The sequence below is a fragment of the Bradyrhizobium sp. CCBAU 45389 genome (assembly GCF_028128625.1).
Classification (GTDB): Bacteria; Pseudomonadota; Alphaproteobacteria; order Rhizobiales; family Xanthobacteraceae; genus Bradyrhizobium; species Bradyrhizobium liaoningense_B.
The window spans coordinates 60258-77369 of sequence record NZ_LBIY01000089.1 but is presented as its reverse complement, the minus strand read 5'-3'; the positions used below and the strand labels follow the sequence as shown (position 1 = coordinate 77369).

At 65.3% G+C, this 17112-nt stretch carries 14 protein-coding genes; 7 read left to right on the top strand and 7 right to left on the bottom strand.

Annotation, left to right across the window (positions count from 1 at the left end):
- Nucleotide 1 precedes the first annotated feature (1 nt).
- A complete protein-coding gene (locus XH79_RS19280) occupies nucleotides 2-562 on the bottom strand; it encodes a carboxymuconolactone decarboxylase family protein (RefSeq protein ID WP_271582632.1) in 561 nt (186 codons plus the stop codon).
- Nucleotides 540-1238: a TetR/AcrR family transcriptional regulator gene (locus XH79_RS19275; RefSeq protein WP_271582631.1), complete on the bottom strand. Its 699-nt coding sequence runs from the start codon at nucleotides 1236-1238 to the stop codon at nucleotides 540-542. Before XH79_RS19275 ends, XH79_RS19280 begins: the two co-directional genes overlap by 23 nt.
- Before the next feature lie 168 nt (nucleotides 1239-1406).
- Between XH79_RS19275 and XH79_RS19270 the strand changes: the two genes are divergently transcribed.
- The 5 genes from XH79_RS19270 to XH79_RS19250 all read left to right on the top strand — a co-directional run bounded on the left by XH79_RS19270 (nucleotide 1407) and on the right by XH79_RS19250 (nucleotide 5963).
- The gene (locus XH79_RS19270) at nucleotides 1407-2618 is read left to right on the top strand and encodes an ABC transporter substrate-binding protein (protein ID WP_271582630.1); all 1212 of its coding nucleotides are present in this window, start codon (nucleotides 1407-1409) and stop codon (nucleotides 2616-2618) included.
- A 2-nt stretch (nucleotides 2619-2620) separates the two neighbouring features.
- Entirely contained in the window at nucleotides 2621-3514 is an 894-nt protein-coding gene (locus tag XH79_RS19265) for an MBL fold metallo-hydrolase (protein ID WP_271582629.1), read from the top strand.
- An 11-nt stretch (nucleotides 3515-3525) separates the two neighbouring features.
- Nucleotides 3526-4494 carry a Bug family tripartite tricarboxylate transporter substrate binding protein gene (locus XH79_RS19260; RefSeq protein WP_271582628.1) on the top strand — a complete coding sequence of 323 codons (969 nt, stop codon included), beginning with the start codon at nucleotides 3526-3528 and terminating at the stop codon, nucleotides 4492-4494.
- Between the two features lie 25 nt (nucleotides 4495-4519).
- On the top strand, nucleotides 4520-5056 hold the full coding sequence (locus XH79_RS19255; protein ID WP_212346942.1) for a VOC family protein: 537 nt from the start codon (nucleotides 4520-4522) through the stop codon (nucleotides 5054-5056).
- A 94-nt stretch (nucleotides 5057-5150) separates the two neighbouring features.
- Complete coding sequence (locus tag XH79_RS19250) at nucleotides 5151-5963, top strand: class I SAM-dependent methyltransferase (protein ID WP_212346945.1); 813 nt, start codon at nucleotides 5151-5153, stop codon at nucleotides 5961-5963.
- Between the two features lie 29 nt (nucleotides 5964-5992).
- Here the strand turns inward: XH79_RS19250 and XH79_RS19245 are convergent, their stop codons facing one another.
- Both XH79_RS19245 and XH79_RS19240 read right to left on the bottom strand, forming a co-directional pair.
- A complete protein-coding gene (locus tag XH79_RS19245; protein WP_271582627.1) occupies nucleotides 5993-7555 on the bottom strand; it encodes a L,D-transpeptidase in 1563 nt (520 codons plus the stop codon).
- Between the two features lie 288 nt (nucleotides 7556-7843).
- Entirely contained in the window at nucleotides 7844-9280 is a 1437-nt protein-coding gene (locus tag XH79_RS19240; RefSeq protein WP_271582626.1) for a lipopolysaccharide biosynthesis protein, read from the bottom strand.
- A 262-nt stretch (nucleotides 9281-9542) separates the two neighbouring features.
- Between XH79_RS19240 and XH79_RS19235 the strand changes: the two genes are divergently transcribed.
- Nucleotides 9543-10631, top strand: a complete 1089-nt coding sequence (locus tag XH79_RS19235) for a glycosyltransferase family 1 protein (protein ID WP_271582625.1) — start codon at nucleotides 9543-9545, stop codon at nucleotides 10629-10631.
- Entirely contained in the window at nucleotides 10628-11695 is a 1068-nt protein-coding gene (locus tag XH79_RS19230) for an endo-1,4-beta-xylanase (RefSeq protein ID WP_271582624.1), read from the top strand. The genes XH79_RS19235 and XH79_RS19230 overlap by 4 nt, the downstream gene beginning before the upstream one ends.
- A gap of 21 nt (nucleotides 11696-11716) precedes the next feature.
- Here XH79_RS19230 and XH79_RS19225 read toward each other — a convergent pair whose 3' ends face one another.
- The 3 genes from XH79_RS19225 to XH79_RS19215 form a co-directional block, all read right to left on the bottom strand.
- A complete protein-coding gene (locus XH79_RS19225) occupies nucleotides 11717-12667 on the bottom strand; it encodes a DUF6492 family protein (RefSeq protein WP_271582623.1) in 951 nt (316 codons plus the stop codon).
- 94 nt (nucleotides 12668-12761) lie between these two features.
- Nucleotides 12762-13556, bottom strand: a complete 795-nt coding sequence (locus XH79_RS19220) for a protein-L-isoaspartate O-methyltransferase family protein (RefSeq protein ID WP_271582622.1) — start codon at nucleotides 13554-13556, stop codon at nucleotides 12762-12764.
- Nucleotides 13553-17020, bottom strand: coding sequence for an ATP-binding protein (locus XH79_RS19215; protein ID WP_271582621.1), 3468 nt, complete (start codon nucleotides 17018-17020; stop codon nucleotides 13553-13555). Before XH79_RS19215 ends, XH79_RS19220 begins: the two co-directional genes overlap by 4 nt.
- Nucleotides 17021-17112: the final 92 nt, after the last annotated feature.

Sequence of the window (17112 nt, the reverse complement as noted above, 5' to 3'; positions counted from 1 at the left end):
TTCAGCCGCCCTGCTTCTTGCCGCCGTCATAGACCTTCATGCCGGCCGCGGGATCGAGATCGGTCTCGGTCGCCTCGGTGAGGCGGGCCATCATCATGTAGAAGCCGAGCGCGACGATGGATTCGACGATCTCCTGGTCGCTGAAATGCGCGCGAGCAGCCGCGAAGGTGGCTTCGCCGACGCGGACGTTCTCGACCACCTCGCGGCCGAACTTCAGCAGCGCGCGCTCGGCTTCGCTTAAGCCGGCGGCATCGTAATCGGAACGCTCGACGGCATCGACCTGCGCCTGCGTGCAGCCGACGCCGAGCGCGATCGGCACGTGCTGGCGCCATTCATAGGCGCCGCCTTCGAGCTGGGCCGCCTGCAAAATCAAAAGCTCGCGGTAGACGGAAGAGAGCTTCTGCTTGTGCAGGATCGAATTGCCGAGCCGCATCGCCGGGATCATGTTGGCCTCGGCGTGAGCCATCATGCGGAAGATGTTGAGCTTGACCGGCATGCGGTCGAACGAGGCGCGGATGTCGCCGCTCGTCGTCTCCGGATCAATCAGGGGCAGCCTTGCCACGCGTTTCTCCCTTGAGCTTTCGTTTCTTGTTGTCGGTGTCATTGCCTGCCGCGATCAGCGACAGGAAGAAGGCGAGATAGCGGTCGATCGCCTCGATCACCTTCGGCCGCGGCGACGGCGCCGCGCCCATCACGTAATGCTCGAGGCGGATATAGATGAGACCGGCCGCGAACAGCCGCGCGGTCTCGCGCGGATCCGGCGTCGCGATCAGGCCGGCAAGCGCGAAGCCGCGAAAATAGTCCGTCATCGTGCTCTGCTCGCGCGCGTAGAAATGGTCGGCGAACTTGGCGCGGATCCCGGGGACACGGTTACGCTCGGCGGTAATGACCTTCTGAAACTGGTGCTCGCGCGGATCGGACCATTGCTCAACGAGGTCGAGCGCGAATTGGCGGCAGAACGCGGCAGGCTGCCGCGCGAGCTGCTTATAGCGCACTTCTTCGAGCCGGCTCGCGGAGCTTGCGGGGCCGTGCTCGCTCACGATCGCTTCGAGGATCGCGGCCTTGCCGGAGAAATGGTTGTAGAGGCTGCTCTCGCGGATGCCGACGCGGCGGGCGAGTTCGCGCATCGAGGCGCCGCCATAGCCGCTCTGCGCGAACAGGTTGAGCGCCTCGGTGAGGATGCGCTCGCGCGTCGTGGGCGCAGCCGCTTCCGCCGCGCTGGAGGTGTGGACAGCCATGTGACTTGACTAACGAACGATCGTTCGCTAGTCAACCGTACGAACGATCGTTCGTTTCGCCAATCTGGCGGCAACGGGCGCGGTCCGCAAGCCTGCTTGCTGGCACTGTTCTCGCGTTTCAACTCCGCACCAACGAGAGGCGGAGAGCAATTTTGGGGAGACGACCTCATGGCGCGCTTTGCCCGCCTTCGCTTAGCCGCGGCCTGCATCCTGTTGCCGCTGCTCGCGAGCAACACCGCCTCCGCCCAATCCGCCAAATACGATCCCGGCGCCGACGACAAGACCATCAAGATCGGCACCACGGCGCCGCTGAGCGGACCGGTGTCGGCGTTCGCGCAGATCGCGAAAGCGGCGGAGGCCTATTTCCGCAAGGTGAACGACGAGGGCGGCGTCAACGGACGGCGCATCCAGATGATCATCGCCGATGATGCCTATAGCCCGCCGAAGACGGTGGAGCAGACGCGCAAGCTGGTCGAGAGCGAGGAGGTTCTTTTGATCTTCGGCGGCGTCGGCACGCCGACCAACAGCGCCGTGCACAAATATCTCAACGACCGCAAGGTGCCGCAGCTCTTCCTCGGCTCTGGCGCGGCGAAGTGGGACGACCCGAAGAACTTTCCGTGGACCGTCGGCTGGCAGCCGACCTATCGCGACGAGGCGATCGCCTACGCCAGATACATCAAGGCGAGCCACGCCAATGCCAAGATCGGCGTGCTCTACCAGAACGACGATCTCGGCAAGGACTATCTGAAGGCGCTGGAGGAAGGGCTCGGCAGCGGCGAAGCGATCGTCGCGCGCGCCGCTTACGAGACTTCCGCGCCCACGGTCGACACGCAGATCCTGCAACTGAAGACCGCGGGTGCCGAAATCGTGCTGGTGGCGGCGACGCCGAAATTCGCAGCGCAGGCGATCCGCAAGATCGGCGAGATCGGCTGGAAGCCCGTGACGATCATCTCCAACGTCTCGGCATCGATCAGCGGCGTGCTGGAGCCGGCCGGCAAGGACAATTCCACCGGCGTCATCTCCAGCCAGTACCTGAAGGATGCGACCGACCCCGCCAACAAGGACGATGCCGGCACCAAGGAATGGGCCGCCTTCATGGACAAGTACCTGCCAGACGCCAACAAGAGCGACTGGCTCAACGTCTACGGCTACACCATCGCGCAGACGCTGGTGACGGTGCTGAAGGCATCAGGCAACGATCTCACCCGCGCCAATGTGATGAAGCAGGCGACCAGCCTGAAGGACGTGCGCCTGCCGATGCTGATCAACGGCACGGCGGTGAACAACTCGCCCGAGCGCTACACGCCGATGACGAGCCTGCAGTTGATCCGCTTTGACGGCACGCGCTGGGTGCCGTTCGGCGACCTCCTCAAGAACTGAGCATGCGGCAGGTGAGGATCGGCAGCATGCGGGTGGATCTCGTCAGCGAGATCCCCGCGCTCGCCTTTGAGAAGACCTGGCTGTTCGCCAACGTCACCGACGCTGACGTCGCGGCGAACCGCAGCTGGCTCGATCACCGCTATATCGAGCCCGAGACCGGCCGCTTCATCCTCAGCCACCACTCCTATCTCATCCGCACGCCGCGCTGGACTGCCATCGTCGACACTTGCTGCGGCAACCACAAGCATCGGCCGCGCGTGCCGGCGTGGAACAACCTGAACCAGCCTTATCTCGAAAACTTGCAGGCGCTGGGCGTTGCCCCTGAACAGGTCGACTTCGTGATGTGCACGCATCTGCATGTCGATCACGTCGGCTGGAACACGCGTCTCCTCGGCGGCCGCTGGGTGCCGACCTTTCCCAATGCGCGCTATCTGATGGGCCGCGAGGAGTACCGGCATTTCGAGGCCGCGCACAATGCGGCGCCGAAGAGCCCGGTGAACCACGGCTCGTTCGAGGATTCCGTGCTGCCGGTGGTCGCTGCGGGCCTCGCGGAGCTTGTCGAAACTGATTACCGCCTGTTCAGCGATCGTGACGCGAGCCTACGCTTTGCGCCCGCGCCCGGGCACACCGCCGGCAACATGCAGATCCATCTCAACGGTGGCCACGATCACGCGGTGATGTCGGGCGACGTGATCCATCATCCGATCCAGTGCGCGGCACCGTGGCTGTCGAATGCCGCCGATGTCGATCCGGCCGCGGCGGTCGCAACGCGGATGGCGCTGCTGGAGGAGCTCGCGGATACGCCGAGCTATCTGCTCACCGGCCATTTTCCGGCACCGACCGCAGGCCGCGTTGTCAGGCACGGCGAGGCCTATCGATTTCGTTTCGAAGATTAGGGAATGCCATCATGATGCTGCGCACCGTCACGCTTTCGTTTCTCGCATTGCTATTGGCCGCACTGCCGGCGCGAGCGGAAGACCCCGCCGCTTACCCCACCCACAAGATCAAGATGCTGCTGCCCTATGCGGCCGGCGGCGGCGGCGACGTGGTCGGCCGGCTGCTCGCCGACAGGATGGGCAAGTCGCTCGGACAGAGCATCTATATCGAGAACCACACGGGAGCTGCCGGCACGCTCGGCACGCAGATGGTGGCGACGTCACAGAATGACGGCTACACCATCACCGTCGGCGGCATGACCACGCATGTGCTGGCGCCGGCGATCTATCCAAAACTGCCCTACGATTCGATCAAGGATTTTACGACGATCGGGCGCGTCGGCGTCTCCTCGATCATCCTGGTGGCGACCAAGGATTTTGCCGCCAATGACATCAAGGGCCTGATTGCACTGGCGAAGAAGGGCGAGCCGATCCAGTACGGCAGCTGGGGCATCGGCTCGACCGGACAGTTCTGTGCGGAGATCCTGATGCAGCAGACCGGCATCAAGATGGAGCACGTGCCGTTCAACGGCATCGCCAAGCTCGCCGGCGACCTGCTCGGCGGCCACATCTCGCTGGCGACGCTGGACGTTGCGACCGCGACGCCGTTGGTGAAGGACGGCTCGATCAAGGCGCTGGCCGCCTGCGGCGAACGCTCGCCGAGCCTGCCCGATGTCGCCAGCTACAAGGAGCAGGGCGTGCCGTTCGACCGCAGCCTGTCCTGGGCGATGTATGCGCCCGCGGGCCTTGCTCCGCCGATCGCGCAAAAGCTGTCGGCGGCGCTCAAGGACGCGCTCGGCGATGCCGAGGTCAAGGAGAAGCTGTTGAAGCTCGGCATCACGCCGCAATTCGTCCCGGGCGAGGAGCAGCGCGACATCAACGCCCGCGACATCGCGGCCTGGAAACAGGTTGCCAAGGACGCCGGCATCGAGGTCAAGTGAGCAGGCTGACAAGGGGAGCGCGGGCATGAGCCGCATCTTCGGCGCGGTGCGCCAGAACGGATATGTGGTGCGGGACATCCAGGCCGCGATGAAGCACTGGATCGAGGTGATGGGCGTCGGTCCCTGGTATTACATGGACCGCGTCAAGACCGATTGGTTCCGCCATCGCGGCCAGGACTCATCGGTCGAGATGAGCATTGCGCTCGCCAACTCCGGCGATCTGCAGATCGAGCTGATCCAGCAGCGCAACGACGCGCCCTCGCTGTACAAGGAGTTTCTGGACGCCGGCCACGAAGGCCTCCAGCACATGTCGTACTGGAGCCACGACTATCAGGCGCTCTACGACGAGGCGATCGGGCTGGGCTACAGGATCGGCCATGAGGGCCAGATCGGCGGCGACAAGGGACGCTTTGCCTATTTCGACACGCAGGCGCATCCGGGAACGGTGATCGAGATCTCCGACATCAGCGGCACCAAGGGTCCGTTCTTCGAGAAGGTGCGGCAGGCGGCCTTGAGCTGGGACGGCACGCGTCCGATCCGCGAGGTCGTCGCCAAATCGTAGGCGCTTTTCGCCGGTGGGGGTCACCTCGCTGCTGGTGCGGTGGCCGGCAACCTGTGTAACATGCGCCTCGCGTCCAACCTTCAGCGAGGCAAGCATGTCCAACACTGACAAGGTTTTCGCCGGCTCGATTCCGAAAATCTACGACGAGTATCTCGTCCCGCTGATCTTTGCCCACTACGCTGCCGACATCGCAAAGCGTGTCGCGGCTCTCTCCCCGTCCACAATATTGGAAACCGCCGCAGGCACCGGCGCCGTCACGCGGGCCGTGACTGCAGCGCTACCGCCCGGCATCCGCTACGTCGCAACCGATCTCAACGAACCGATGCTCGCGGTTGCGGCGCAGCGCCAGGGTGAGGATCCGCGCATGACCTGGCGCCAGGCGGATGCCACCGCCCTGCCGTTCGACGACGCCACATTCGACCTGGTCTGCTGCCAGTTCGGCGCCATGTTCTTTCCGGATCGTGTTAAGGGCTATTCGGAGACCAAGCGGGTGTTGCGGCCGAACGGCACGTTCGTGTTCAACGTCTGGGACCGTATCGAGGAGAACGTGTTCGCCGATGATGCGACGCGCGTGCTCGGAAAGGTCTTTCCCGATGATCCGCCCCGTTTCATGGCGCGGACGCCGCACGGCTATCACGACAAGGCCGTCATCAAGGCAGAGCTGGAGCAAGCCGGCTTCCGCGACATTTCGATCGAAACGCTTGCCGCGATGAGCCGCGCGCCCACGCCCGAATATGTGGCGTTCGCCTATTGCCAGGGGACGCCGCTGCGCAACGAGATCGACGCGAGGGATGCGAGCAAGCTGCAGGCAGCGACGGACGCCCTTGCCGAGGAGATCCGGGCCTGCCACGGCCCCGGCCCCGTTGAAGCGAAGATTCAGGCGCTGGTGATCACCGCGCGGCCGTAATCGAAGCGTTGTCGCCCGAGACCGCTCGCTTACCACCAGCTCCGCTGCATCGGCTGCGTCGATTGATAATACGGATACTGGCCGCGCTGCCGGCGCGGATTGACCGGTTGCGCGTACGGATCGCGCTGCTGGAAGAAGAAGCCGAAATTGTTGCCGCCATTGTCCCAGCCGTCGTCGCTGGCAATGTCCATCGATGGCGCGGTCGGCTTGCGCGTGATGAAACCGCCCTGGGGATGATTGCTCAGCACCGCGACGAACTCGGTGCGGTAATTGGTCTCGGCGCTCAACGGCTCGTCCGAGATGATGATCGAGGAGCGCGGCAGCGCCGTCGGCCCGATGCGATCCCACACCTCCTGCGGGATGGTGATGCGGTCGAGCGCTGTCTTGGCGTCGTCGCCGCTTTCGATCGTGACCACGCTCCAGCGCAGGCCCGCGTCGGTCTTCGCCATCGCCGTGAAGATGTGCGTGCCGAGCGGCTGGTCGGGATTGCGGATCGTGACGGGGACCTCGATGCTGGTGTCGAACACCTCGCCGCCGCCGTCCGGCGCCGGCTTGTGCGTGTTCCGCCGCACATAGAGCTTCTGCGTCGAGCGGCTGATATAGACCGAGACCGGCTCGAGCGCGAGCTTGGCGTCGGTCGCCGCTTTCACCGCGTCGGCCTTCTTCGTCGCAGCCACCTTCGCAGCCTCCTTCGTAGCCGCGACGGCGTCACGCTTCGGCTGCGCGGCGGCCTTGGCGGCATCGAGCTGCGTCGTTGCATCCGCGGCCTTGGCGGCCGCCTTCTGCTTCAGCTCCTCGGCCTTGGCGCGGGTCTGATCGATCTTTGCATTCGCAAGCGTCTTGTCGGCGAAGGCGAGTTCGGCGTCGGCGCGGGCCTTCTGCTGCTCCAGCTTGCGCAGCGATTGCGGGAGCGAGGCCGCCTCTTTGGCGGCCGCGGCAGCGGCCTTCTTGGTCTCGTCGGCGGCCCGTGTGGCTTCCTCGGCTTCGGCCGAGAGCTTGTCGATACGGCCCGGCGCCGCCGCAATGGCCTCCCGCTTCGGCACGAACAGCGAGGGATGGGTGAAATCGACCGGCGCCGCGTCGTTCGGCGAGATGATCACGCGCATGCCGATATTGGTCTTGTCGAACAGGTTCTCGGCAAAGCCGAACGGCATGCGCACGCAGCCATGCGAGGCGGCATAGCCCGGCAGCGGCCCGCCATGCAGCGCGATGCCGTTCCAGGTGATGCGCTGCATGTTCGGCATCCAGGCATCGTCATACATGGTCGAGCGGTGGTCCTTGTCCTTCTCGACGATGGCGAAGATGCCGGCCGGCGTCTCGCGCCCGGTGGTGCCGGTCGAGACCGGAGCGCGCATGATCCAGCCGTCGGCGTCGTAAAAGGTGACCTGCTGGCTCTTGATCGACACGATCGCCATGATCGGCTCGCCGGCCTCGCGCTGCGCCACCGCCTCGGCCGCCTGGCGCGCCTGCTTGGCTGCGGACGCCGGGCCCAGCGTCGCGAATGCGACCATCGCCGCCAGCGTCACAATCCCGGGAGTCCGCCAACGCCGCATCGCCACGGTGGATTGCGCCGTTGTCATCAGGTTTTTCATGCCATCCTCGGTCGAACTGCCAGTCCGCGCGTGCCGGTCAAATGTCAGTTTGCGATCTCTGAATTAAGAAATCACAGCCGCCATACGTTCCGTCTGTGGCGATATTCGGCACGCTCCGGCGGTAAATCTCTCATATACGACGGCCCGAACGGGCGGAAGGGTGCTTGCGGCCGGGGCTGGTCCGGAGCTGGCGGTCCACGGCTGCGGCAGAATGTCCGGGGCCCGCCGGTGGTTGCAGCCGGCCCGGCCTGACGTCAGGGCGGCGAGGCCCCGCCGGACAGGGGCGCGCTACACGCCCAGCGCCTTCCGGTTGAAGGTCCTGAGGACACGGAGCGAGAGCGTGCGCACGTTGGCGACGTTGAGCAGCCAGGCCGCTGCCGCATAAGCGAACCCGCCGGCAAGGCTCACGATGATCAGCGCGACGAGGCCGGTGCCATTGGCCTGCGAGCGCGCGACCAGGATCGCAGCCGCCATCACTGCTGCGGAGACGGCCACGCCGGCGAGGCGGCTCGCGTCGAACGGCACGGGATGGGCGCGGTGCATCAGGACGACCGCAACGACGAAGCCGATCACCTCGGTCGCGAGCGTCGCCAGCGCGGCGCCATAGATCCCGTAGCCCGAAACCAGCGCGAACATCAGCACGACGCTCACCGCCAGCGTGAGGAAGGACTGCGCCGCCAGCATGAAGGGACGCTCGGCGAGCTGAAAACTGATCTGGACGTAGAACTGGTTGGCGATGCCGAAGAAACGGGCGAGCACCAGGGTCGGCAGCAGCGCCGACACGCCGGCGCGGAAATCGACGCCCACGAGCGTGCCCGCAACCTGGTCGGTGGCGAGCGCCAGCCAGATCGCGACGGGTGCGACGACGACGAGCAGCAGCTCGAGGCTCTCGGTCAGCCGCTCGCGCGTGACTTCATTGTTGTTCTCCGACAGCGACCGGAACACCAGGGGCACGGTCGCAGCGGCAACGCTGGAGGCGATCATCACCATGAACTGGCGTGGCAGGTCGGCGGCAACGCCGAAGATGCCGGCGGCGTCCTTGCCGAGGAGATAGGCGACGATGAGACGGTCGCAGCTCGAGTACAACGCGACCGAAAGGCCGGCCAGCGTCAGCGGCAGGCCGTAGCGCGCGAGCTGCATGAACTGGCTGCGCTGGAAGCGCGCGATCCTGGTGCGGTCACCGACGAGATTGAGGATGATGCCGGTGAGTGATCCCAGGCCAAACGCCGCCAGCAGGCCAATGCCGCCCCAGCCGAGCCAGATGCCGACGAGGCCCAAGCCGACGCTCGCGACGCTGCGCACGATCGAGATCGCGGCGAACCGATAGGGACGCAGCTTGGCGCGCTCGAACTCCTGGCCGACATCGACCGCATTGGCCGTGATCGCGACGAACATGCTGGCGAGCAGCAGCTCGACGCTAACATCGCTGCGGAACAGGAACACGAGCGGCGTGGTGGCACAAAGCACTGCGACCGTGAGCCCAAAGGCGACCATCGCCGTGCCGCGAAAATCCACCTCCGCCGACATCGCCTGATAGCGCGACACCGACAGCTTGATCCAGGCAAAGAAAATCGCGCCGAGAATGCCGGCAAGGCTGATGCCGACGACATAGACGCCGTATTCCGCCGGGTTCAGGAGCCGCGTGTAGGCGGTAACCGCGAAGAAGCCCACCGCCGCCGGCAGGATGTAGGCCACGAGGTAAATGGAGAAATGGCGATTCAGCATGCGAACACGGGACCGGCGGCGCCTTGAGGATTAACGGAGCGTTAAAACAGTTGGCCTTTGCTGCGGCCATCGCATTGCGCCGCCAGCGCCGGTCAAGATAGTCGCATAAGCCTGCAAATCGGATCGCGAATGAAACGTGTCAGCGGTTATCGCGCGTTAGCGTTAAATTTGCCCTGTCCTTGTAGGAACCGGCGGGATCACTGAAAAGAAGCAATGATATCAAAAGGTCGCCCGACCCATCCGATGCGTGGAAGTGACTGACATGGACGTTGCCGAACGAATGCGGGCGCACCCGACCTCCCGGCCGCATGGCGGCACCGACGCGCCGCTCGTTCCGGCGGATTTCGGCATGCAAAAGCGCGACAGGATGGTCCTCAATCTTTTCTTTGAAGAGCGGGACGACCGCTGGTTTCCCGGAGACCGCCACGTCCGGCCGCTGCTGCGGCGCCTGGTCAAGGGCGAGTCCTTCATCAGCGGACAGCGGCGCGTCCTCCTCAATCTGTGCGCGGGTCTCGATCGGCTCGGCATCCGCTACCGCGTCAACGACTATCGCTACATCCAGAAGCACCCCGAGGAGCTCGCCTGCGTCATCGGACGACCGTTCGTGCTCGACTGGTTCAAGTGGAAGAACCCGCTCCTGCTCGGGGTCGCCATGTATGACCACCCGGTCGATGCACCGGAGCGCCTGAACGACCTGCAGGTGAAGCGCGTCCTGGTGCCCTGTAAATGGTACGCCGACATGTTCCGCCCGCACTGGCCCCATGTCGACGCCTGGCCCGTCGGCATCGACACCGACCTGTGGACGCCGACGCCGGCCGACCGCAAGAGCGTGGACGTGCTGCTCTATGACAAGGTCCGCTGGGATTACGAGCGATACGAGCCCGAACTGATCGAACCGATCCGCAGGCATCTCGAGGCCAGCGGCCGCACGGTCGAGGTGATCCGCTACGGTCACTACAAGGAAGACGACTACAAGGCGGCGCTGGCGCGTTGCCGCAGCATGATCTTCCTGTGCGAGCATGAGAGCCAGGGCATCGCATGCCAGCAGGCGCTGTCGAGCGGTGTTCCCGTCTTTGCGTGGGATCGCGGCGGACCGTGGCAGGATCCGAAGTATTTTCCGCACAAGGTGAGGTACGAAGGCGGCGTCTCGTCCGTGCCTTATTTCGACGCACGCTGCGGCATGACCTTCACCGATGCGGCCGGCTTCACCTCCGGCTGGAGCGAGTTCTGGTCGCATGTGAGCGCCGGCGACTTCGCGCCGCGCGACTATGTGACCGAAAATCTGACGCTCGAGAAGGGCGCGCTTCACTATTACGAGATCGCCGAAGCCGTAATGCAGAACCACGCGTGACCAAGCTCGACAGACGCCAATTTCTCCTCGGCAGCGCTGCGACTCTCGCGGCGGGCGCCTCCGCATCAGCATTACCAGCCTCGAAGCTCGCCCAGCGTCGTCCGGGCTTTGGTGCGGCGGCCACGCTTTGGGACCTGCAAGCCGATCCCAGGCTCGGCGAGGCCATCAGCACCTATTGCACACAGGTGGTGCCGGTGCTCGAGCTGAAATGGCCGATGCTGCGGCCGGACGCGCACACCTTTGCCTTCGAGCGCGCCGATGCCATCCTCGATTTCGCGCGAGCGAACGATCTGACGATGCGCGGACACGCGCTCGCCTGGTATCACGACATTCCGGACTGGACCAAGCAGATCAAGGATGCCAAGGGCGTCGAGCGCGCCTATCTCGACCACATCGGCACCGTCGTGTCCTACTACAGGGACAAGCTGACATCGTGGGACGTCGTCAACGAGCCGATCCCGGACAATCCCAAGGGGATCACCGACCGGCGCGATACGTTCTGGACGCAGCATCTCGGCAAGAACTGGATTCCGCTGGCGTTCCGCACGGCGGCCGCGGCCGATCCATACGTGAAGCTCGCGATCAACGAATACGACATCGAGTCGGCGAAGGACTCCTTCATTGCCAAGCGCGCGGCCTATCGCAACCTCATCATGGAGCTGCTCGACCAGGGCGTTCCGCTGCATGCCGTGGGACTGCAATCGCATCTGCATGCCGAGCTCGAGATCGACACGCATGGGCTCGCCGAATTCGTCACCGAGCTGCGCTCCTGGGGCCTCGAGGTGCTCGTCACCGAGCTCGACGTCGACGACCAGAAGCTGGCGGGTGGTCCGGCTGAGCGCGACGCCATCGTCGCCAAGCGCGTCGACGACCTGCTGACGGCCGTCTCGGCCAGCGGACCGGTGCGCTCGATCCTGACCTGGGGCCTCTCGGATCGCTACAGCTGGATCAACGGCACCTTCGCCCGCAAGGACAAGCAGCCGAACCGTCCGCTGCCGCTCGACGGCGAATTCAAGCCAAAACCGTTCATGGACGTCATCAGCAAGTTCACGAAGAACGCCTGAAGCCTAGTATGTCCTGAAAGGCTAGCGTGTCCTGGGCGTCTCGAAGGCGAGCGTGTCTCCGATCTGATCGGGAGCCAGGCTCGGACTGCGCCTGTCAGCCGAGTTCAGCCTGAAGACGTCGCGGATGTCCTCGATCGAGGTCGAGGAATAGGACTGGATGCAGAGCGCGACCTGCTCGGGGGAAGCTGCGCGCATCATCGCTTCGATCGCCGGGCGGTCGAGGCGGGTGTCGTCCCAGTGCGACACCGCGATGCTGTCTTCCGTCACCCGGTGCGCCGCGAGATGCTCCGGCGAACTGGCGACGAAGTTGCCGTAAAGCAGATACTCCGAAAACTTCTTCTTCCGGCACAGCGCCAGGGCCCAGCTCAGGCCCGTTGCCGACTTTATGGCGTCCGTCATCGCACGCGCAGTGTCCTTGTCCCAGACCAGCGCGTTGCCGACATAATCGTCCGCCGGGAACGCGCGCTCCTTGACGCCGAGAAGCTGATCCACGGTGCGCAGCCACAGCACGTGCAAGGGGTGGTCGGCGTCGATCCCCTTGCGCGTGACGAAGAGCGGCGTCTTCTCGCCGCCGGCATACCGGCCGACGTCGAATTCGCGGAAGAACAGATTGTCCGAATCCAGGATGCAGACGCGCTGCTCGGGCGCGTTGAGGACGCCGGCGATCTTCAGGATCTGCTGGATGTGCCAGCCGTGCACGGGCGACGATAGCAGCGACAGCCAGACGCGCCGCTTGCTGATGAACTGCAGCGCCGGCGGCAGCGCGAACAGCCATTTCGGCAGGTAACGCGAGGCCGGAACGATGACGCGCTTGTCGGACGCAAAGCGCTCGAACAGCGGCACGTCCTCATCGTTAACGAGAACATAATGCCGCGTGTATCCCGTCAGCCACGTGTCGATGCTCTCGCTGAGCAGCGAAAAGCGTTCGATATCCTTGGCATAGCTCGCAGTCAGCAGGGCAACGGAATGCATGGGCGCGCTCGGATGGCGGTCAGGCCGCACTCATAGCCGCACTGCGAGATGCTGGAAACTCACAAACGGAATCAAGGTAAAATGAAACGAAGAATTAGCCATCCGACGGCAGCCCCTGCTCGAGCCCGCGAAAGCGCAGCGGTGCCAGGGCGGCGGCGCGCTGCCACCAGTCGGCGACGCGGTCGTCGAGCGCGGTCACACCGCGGCCCTGGCCGGGAAATATCCTGATCTGCTGCACCGCCTCGGCCTCGAAGCCCTTCGCCCTCCGCGTGATCTTGATCACCGCGCCTTCGCGATCGCGCTGGGTCAGCGGCACCAGGAGGCGGCCGCGCGGGCGGAGCGATTGCAGCCAGAGCGGATGCGGGTGCGGAAAGCCGGCGTGGACGATGATTACGTCGGCGACTTCACCGATCAGATCACGTCCATCACCAGGGACCACCTCGACGTTGGCATAGGCGTGAAGGAAACTCGCCGCGCGGGATGCCAGCCGCTCGTCGCATTCGATCGCATGCACGCGGCCCTTCGGGCCGACCAGCTTCGACAGCACCGCCGAGAAATAGCCGAGCCCGCAGCCGATCTGGACCACGCGGTCCCTCTCCTTGATGTCGAGCACGTCGATCAGATGCGCCCACAGGCTCGGCAGTCCGGTGTCGAGCTTGCGGCGCGCGTCGATCGCGACCAGCACATTGTCGTAGAGGTGAACGGGATCGGCATCCGGCGTCAGCCGGTAGCTGCGTGCCGCCTCGCTCTTGATGCGCCAAGGGCCTCTGGCCAGAAAATCCTCGCGCGGAACGGTGGCGAGCGCGTCGATCAGACGCGTGGAGGAAATCCGCTCGCGCCTGGCGATCAACTCCACATAGCGCGCACGCGCGGCGGCAAGATCGCTCATTTCGCCGCGTCAGCCTGTTCACGAACAGGCGCGTCCGCATCGAGCTCATTGACCAGCTGCATCGCCTGCTTGAGGTCCGGCGTGTAAAAACCTTCGCTGAACCTGGCCACGATCGGCACGAGCAGGAGACGCGCGTGCTCACGCTTGCCGGCTTGATGCGACAGCCGTGCCAGGCTGACGGCGGTGCGCAGCTCCCAGGACAGCGCGCCCTGCTTGCGCGCGGTCTCCAGCGACAGGCCGAACAAATCCTCGGCCTCCTGCACCGATGCCGGATCGCCGTCCGACAGCGTGATCTCGCCCTGCAGGCGATAGACTTCGGCAAGATAGGAATGATCACCGGTCCGCCGCGCGGTCGCGAGCGCGCCGTCCAGCGCGCGCAAGGCCGCATCGCGCATCCCGACCTTGGCATAGGCTTCGGCCAGCAGGCAGCGGAACCAGCAGCCGGCGAGCCAGGAATCCATCGCCTCGTATTCGTCGAGGCCGAAGCGCATCTGGCTGAGACCCTCGTCGGCCTCGCCGAGCTGCGTCAGCGCCCAGCCGCGCAGGATCGCGGCCTGCTGCTTCCAGTGCAGGAAATTGTGCTCGGTGGCGATGATCATGGCGCGGTTGGCGTAGTCGCGCGTGCCCTCGACGTCGCGCAGATGCTGGCAGAGATAGGCGCCGAACACGAGCGCGAAGGCGAGCGTGAAAGGATGGCGGATCTTCTCGGCATTGGCGATCGCCTGCTCGCTGTGCTGGCGCGCCGCATCGGGCCGGCCGAGGAACCAGAGCAGATAGCCGAGATAAGACAGCGAGACGACGCCGGGATCGGTGCCGTGCCGCACCATCAGATCGGAATGCAGATCGGGGCTGTAGAGATTGATGCAGCGATGCAGATGGTGCTGCGAGGCAGCAAAGCGGCCGCGATAGAGCATGGTCATCGCGATCGAACGGTGCGCCTCGATCAGATAGCCGGTCTGCTGCGCCGGCTGCGACCGCTCGTTCAGCCGCTCGCGCTTGGCGAATTTCAGGAGCTCCACGCTGAGATCGTGCGCGCGGGTGAGATCGGCACGGATGAAGTGACACACCCACAGGCCGCGGGTCGCGGCGAAGGCCTTCTCGTCGTCGTCGAGCTGCTGGCCGAGCTCGAGCGCGCGCATGTAGTTCTCCTCGACCTCCTGCACCGCATAGCCCTTGGCCGCGATCAGCACGTTGCCGAGCGCGATGCGCAGCTCGAGCTCCATCTCGTCGGCGCCCTGCATGCGCGCATTGGCCTGCACGACGCTCAAGCCGCGGCGCAGATGGCCGATCGCCTCCAGATTGGCGCCGCTCCTGGCCGCCTGCTTGCCGGCCTTGAGCCAGAAGCTCGCGGCGCCCTCGCTCTGGCCGGACTCGGTGAGGTGATGGGCCAGCAGCTCCGGCTCGCGATCGGTCTTCTCCGGATACATCTCGCTGAGCACCTGCGCGATGCGCGCATGCAGCTTGCGGCGCTCGCTGTGCAGGAGGCTCGCATGCGCGGCGTTCTGGATCATCACGTGCTTGAACGAGTAGAGTGCATCCGGCGGATGGCCACGCCGCATGACCAGCCCGGCCCCCTCCAGATGGTTGAGCGCGGCCTCGATCTGCTCCGCCGGCGTGTTGGCGACGGCCTGGAGCGTCTCGTAGGAGAACTCGCGGCCGATGGTGGCGCCGATCTGCGCGATCCGCTTGAACGGGCCCATCCGGTCGAGCCGCGCCATCAGCGAGTCCGTCAGCGTTGCCGGGATCGCCAGCTGCCGCCACGGGCCCGACAGCACGTAACGTCCGTGCCGCTCGGTCAGGAGATTGGATTCCAGAACGGTCTTGGTGAGCTCTTCCAGGAACAGCGGCACGCCGTCGGTCTTGACGATGATCTCCTCGACGACCTCCTTCGGCAGCTCCCGTCCGGCAACGCGCTCGACCAGCGTCGTGCGCAGCTGCCGGCTCAGGCGGTTCAGAACCAGCGTGGTGATGTGCGAATGCGCGTTCCAGCTCGGCTGGAATTCGGAGCGCGCGGTGATGATGACCAGGATCGGCCGGTTCTGCACCCGGTCGACCAGAAGGTCGATCACTTCACGCGAGGTCGGGTCGATCCAGTGCAGATCCTCGAACGCGATCACCAGGGGCATCTCGCGCGCAAGGCCGAGGAAGTGGCCGACCAGCGCCGCGACGGTCGCATCCTTCTGCTGCTGCGGCGACAGGTCGAGCGGCGGATAGCGATCGCCGGTCGGAATCGACAGCAGCGCGGCGAACAGCGGCGTGACCTGCTCGATGTCGCCATGGGCGGCGGCGATCGCAGTCTCCAGGCTCGCCAGCGACAACGCGGAGGCATCCTCGCGGTCGAGGCCGAGGGAAAATTTGAGCTGCTCGGCGAACGGATAGAACGCGGTGGAGGTGTAGTAGGGCGAGCACTGGAACGAGACCTGCGCATGGCGGTCGCCCGATATCCGCTCGAAGATTTCCTGGATGATGCGCGACTTGCCGATGCCCGGCTCGCCGAACTTGACCACGACCTGGCCGTCGCCGCTCTTGGCCTGCTGCCAGCGGCCCATCAGCAGCGCAATCTCCTCCTCGCGGTTGACGAGCGGCGTCAGCCGCGCGCCCATCGCGGCGGCGAAGCGGGTCTCCACCCGCGAGGCGCGCACCACGTGCCAGGCTTGCGCCTTCTCCGAGATACCCTTCAGCGCATGGACACCGAGATTGCGATAGTCGAACTTCCCCTTCAGCAGCGACTGCGTCGAGGCGGAGATCACGACGCCGTTGGGCGGCGCCAGGGCTTGCAGCCGCGCGGCGAGATTGACGGTTTCACCGACCGCGGAGTCGCGCTCTTCGGTGCCCTGCCCGACGAGGTCGCCGACCACGACGAGGCCGGTCGCGATCCCGATGCGGACGGCGGGCGAATGGCTGAGCGCACCGCGCGGCTCGATCGCGCGCGCGGTCGACAGCACCCGCACGATCTCGAGCCCCGCACGCACCGCGCGCTCGGCGTCGTCCTCATGTGCGGTCGGATAGCCGAAATAGACGAGGATGCCGTCGCCGACGAAACGGGCGGCAAAGCCCTCGTAGTGCTTGACCACGCGGACGCAGGTCTCGCGGAAGCTCGCGATCATGTCGCGCACGTCTTCCGGATCGAACTGCACCGAGAGCGAGGTGGAATCGACCATGTCGCAGAACATGGTGGTGAGCTGGCGCCGTTCGGCTCCGACCTCCGCCCGAGTCTGCGGGCCTGCCGCGGCCGGCGGCTCCGCCGTTTCAGCCTGGAATAGCGCCGCCATCGCCCGTTGGAGCCGCTTGCGATCGCCAAGCGGCAATCCGAGCTCGACCAGATCGGATTCGGTGAGATCGCCCAGGACGTCGAGATCGAGGCGGTGCTGTGCGAACAGATCGGAGTAGTGACCGAGGCCGACACCTTCGAGCCAGCGCTTCAGCCCGCCTTCCGTTGCCGTGCCCGGCTCATTCTCCAGCATGGTGATTCTGCCCGACCTTCACTCCGTCGAAGGGCTTTGGGGCCCCTCAACCACAGATTTCGGGGCCCGAACTTCACCTCAGACTGGACGCG

Excerpts from the sequence above, each read along its gene's own strand:
- XH79_RS19275 (WP_271582631.1), bottom strand. The coding sequence starts at position 1,238 with ATGGCTGTCCACACCTCCAGCGCGGCGGAAGCGGCTGCGCCCACGACG.
- XH79_RS19270 (WP_271582630.1), top strand. The coding sequence starts at position 1,407 with ATGGCGCGCTTTGCCCGCCTTCGCTTAGCCGCGGCCTGCATCCTGTTG.
- XH79_RS19265 (WP_271582629.1), top strand. The coding sequence starts at position 2,621 with ATGCGGCAGGTGAGGATCGGCAGCATGCGGGTGGATCTCGTCAGCGAG.
- XH79_RS19260 (WP_271582628.1), top strand. The coding sequence starts at position 3,526 with ATGATGCTGCGCACCGTCACGCTTTCGTTTCTCGCATTGCTATTGGCC.
- XH79_RS19255 (WP_212346942.1), top strand. The coding sequence starts at position 4,520 with ATGAGCCGCATCTTCGGCGCGGTGCGCCAGAACGGATATGTGGTGCGG.
- XH79_RS19250 (WP_212346945.1), top strand. The coding sequence starts at position 5,151 with ATGTCCAACACTGACAAGGTTTTCGCCGGCTCGATTCCGAAAATCTAC.
- XH79_RS19245 (WP_271582627.1), bottom strand. The coding sequence starts at position 7,555 with ATGAAAAACCTGATGACAACGGCGCAATCCACCGTGGCGATGCGGCGT.
- XH79_RS19240 (WP_271582626.1), bottom strand. The coding sequence starts at position 9,280 with ATGCTGAATCGCCATTTCTCCATTTACCTCGTGGCCTACATCCTGCCG.
- XH79_RS19235 (WP_271582625.1), top strand. The coding sequence starts at position 9,543 with ATGGACGTTGCCGAACGAATGCGGGCGCACCCGACCTCCCGGCCGCAT.
- XH79_RS19225 (WP_271582623.1), bottom strand. The coding sequence starts at position 12,667 with ATGCATTCCGTTGCCCTGCTGACTGCGAGCTATGCCAAGGATATCGAA.
- XH79_RS19220 (WP_271582622.1), bottom strand. The coding sequence starts at position 13,556 with ATGAGCGATCTTGCCGCCGCGCGTGCGCGCTATGTGGAGTTGATCGCC.
- XH79_RS19215 (WP_271582621.1), bottom strand. The coding sequence starts at position 17,020 with ATGCTGGAGAATGAGCCGGGCACGGCAACGGAAGGCGGGCTGAAGCGC.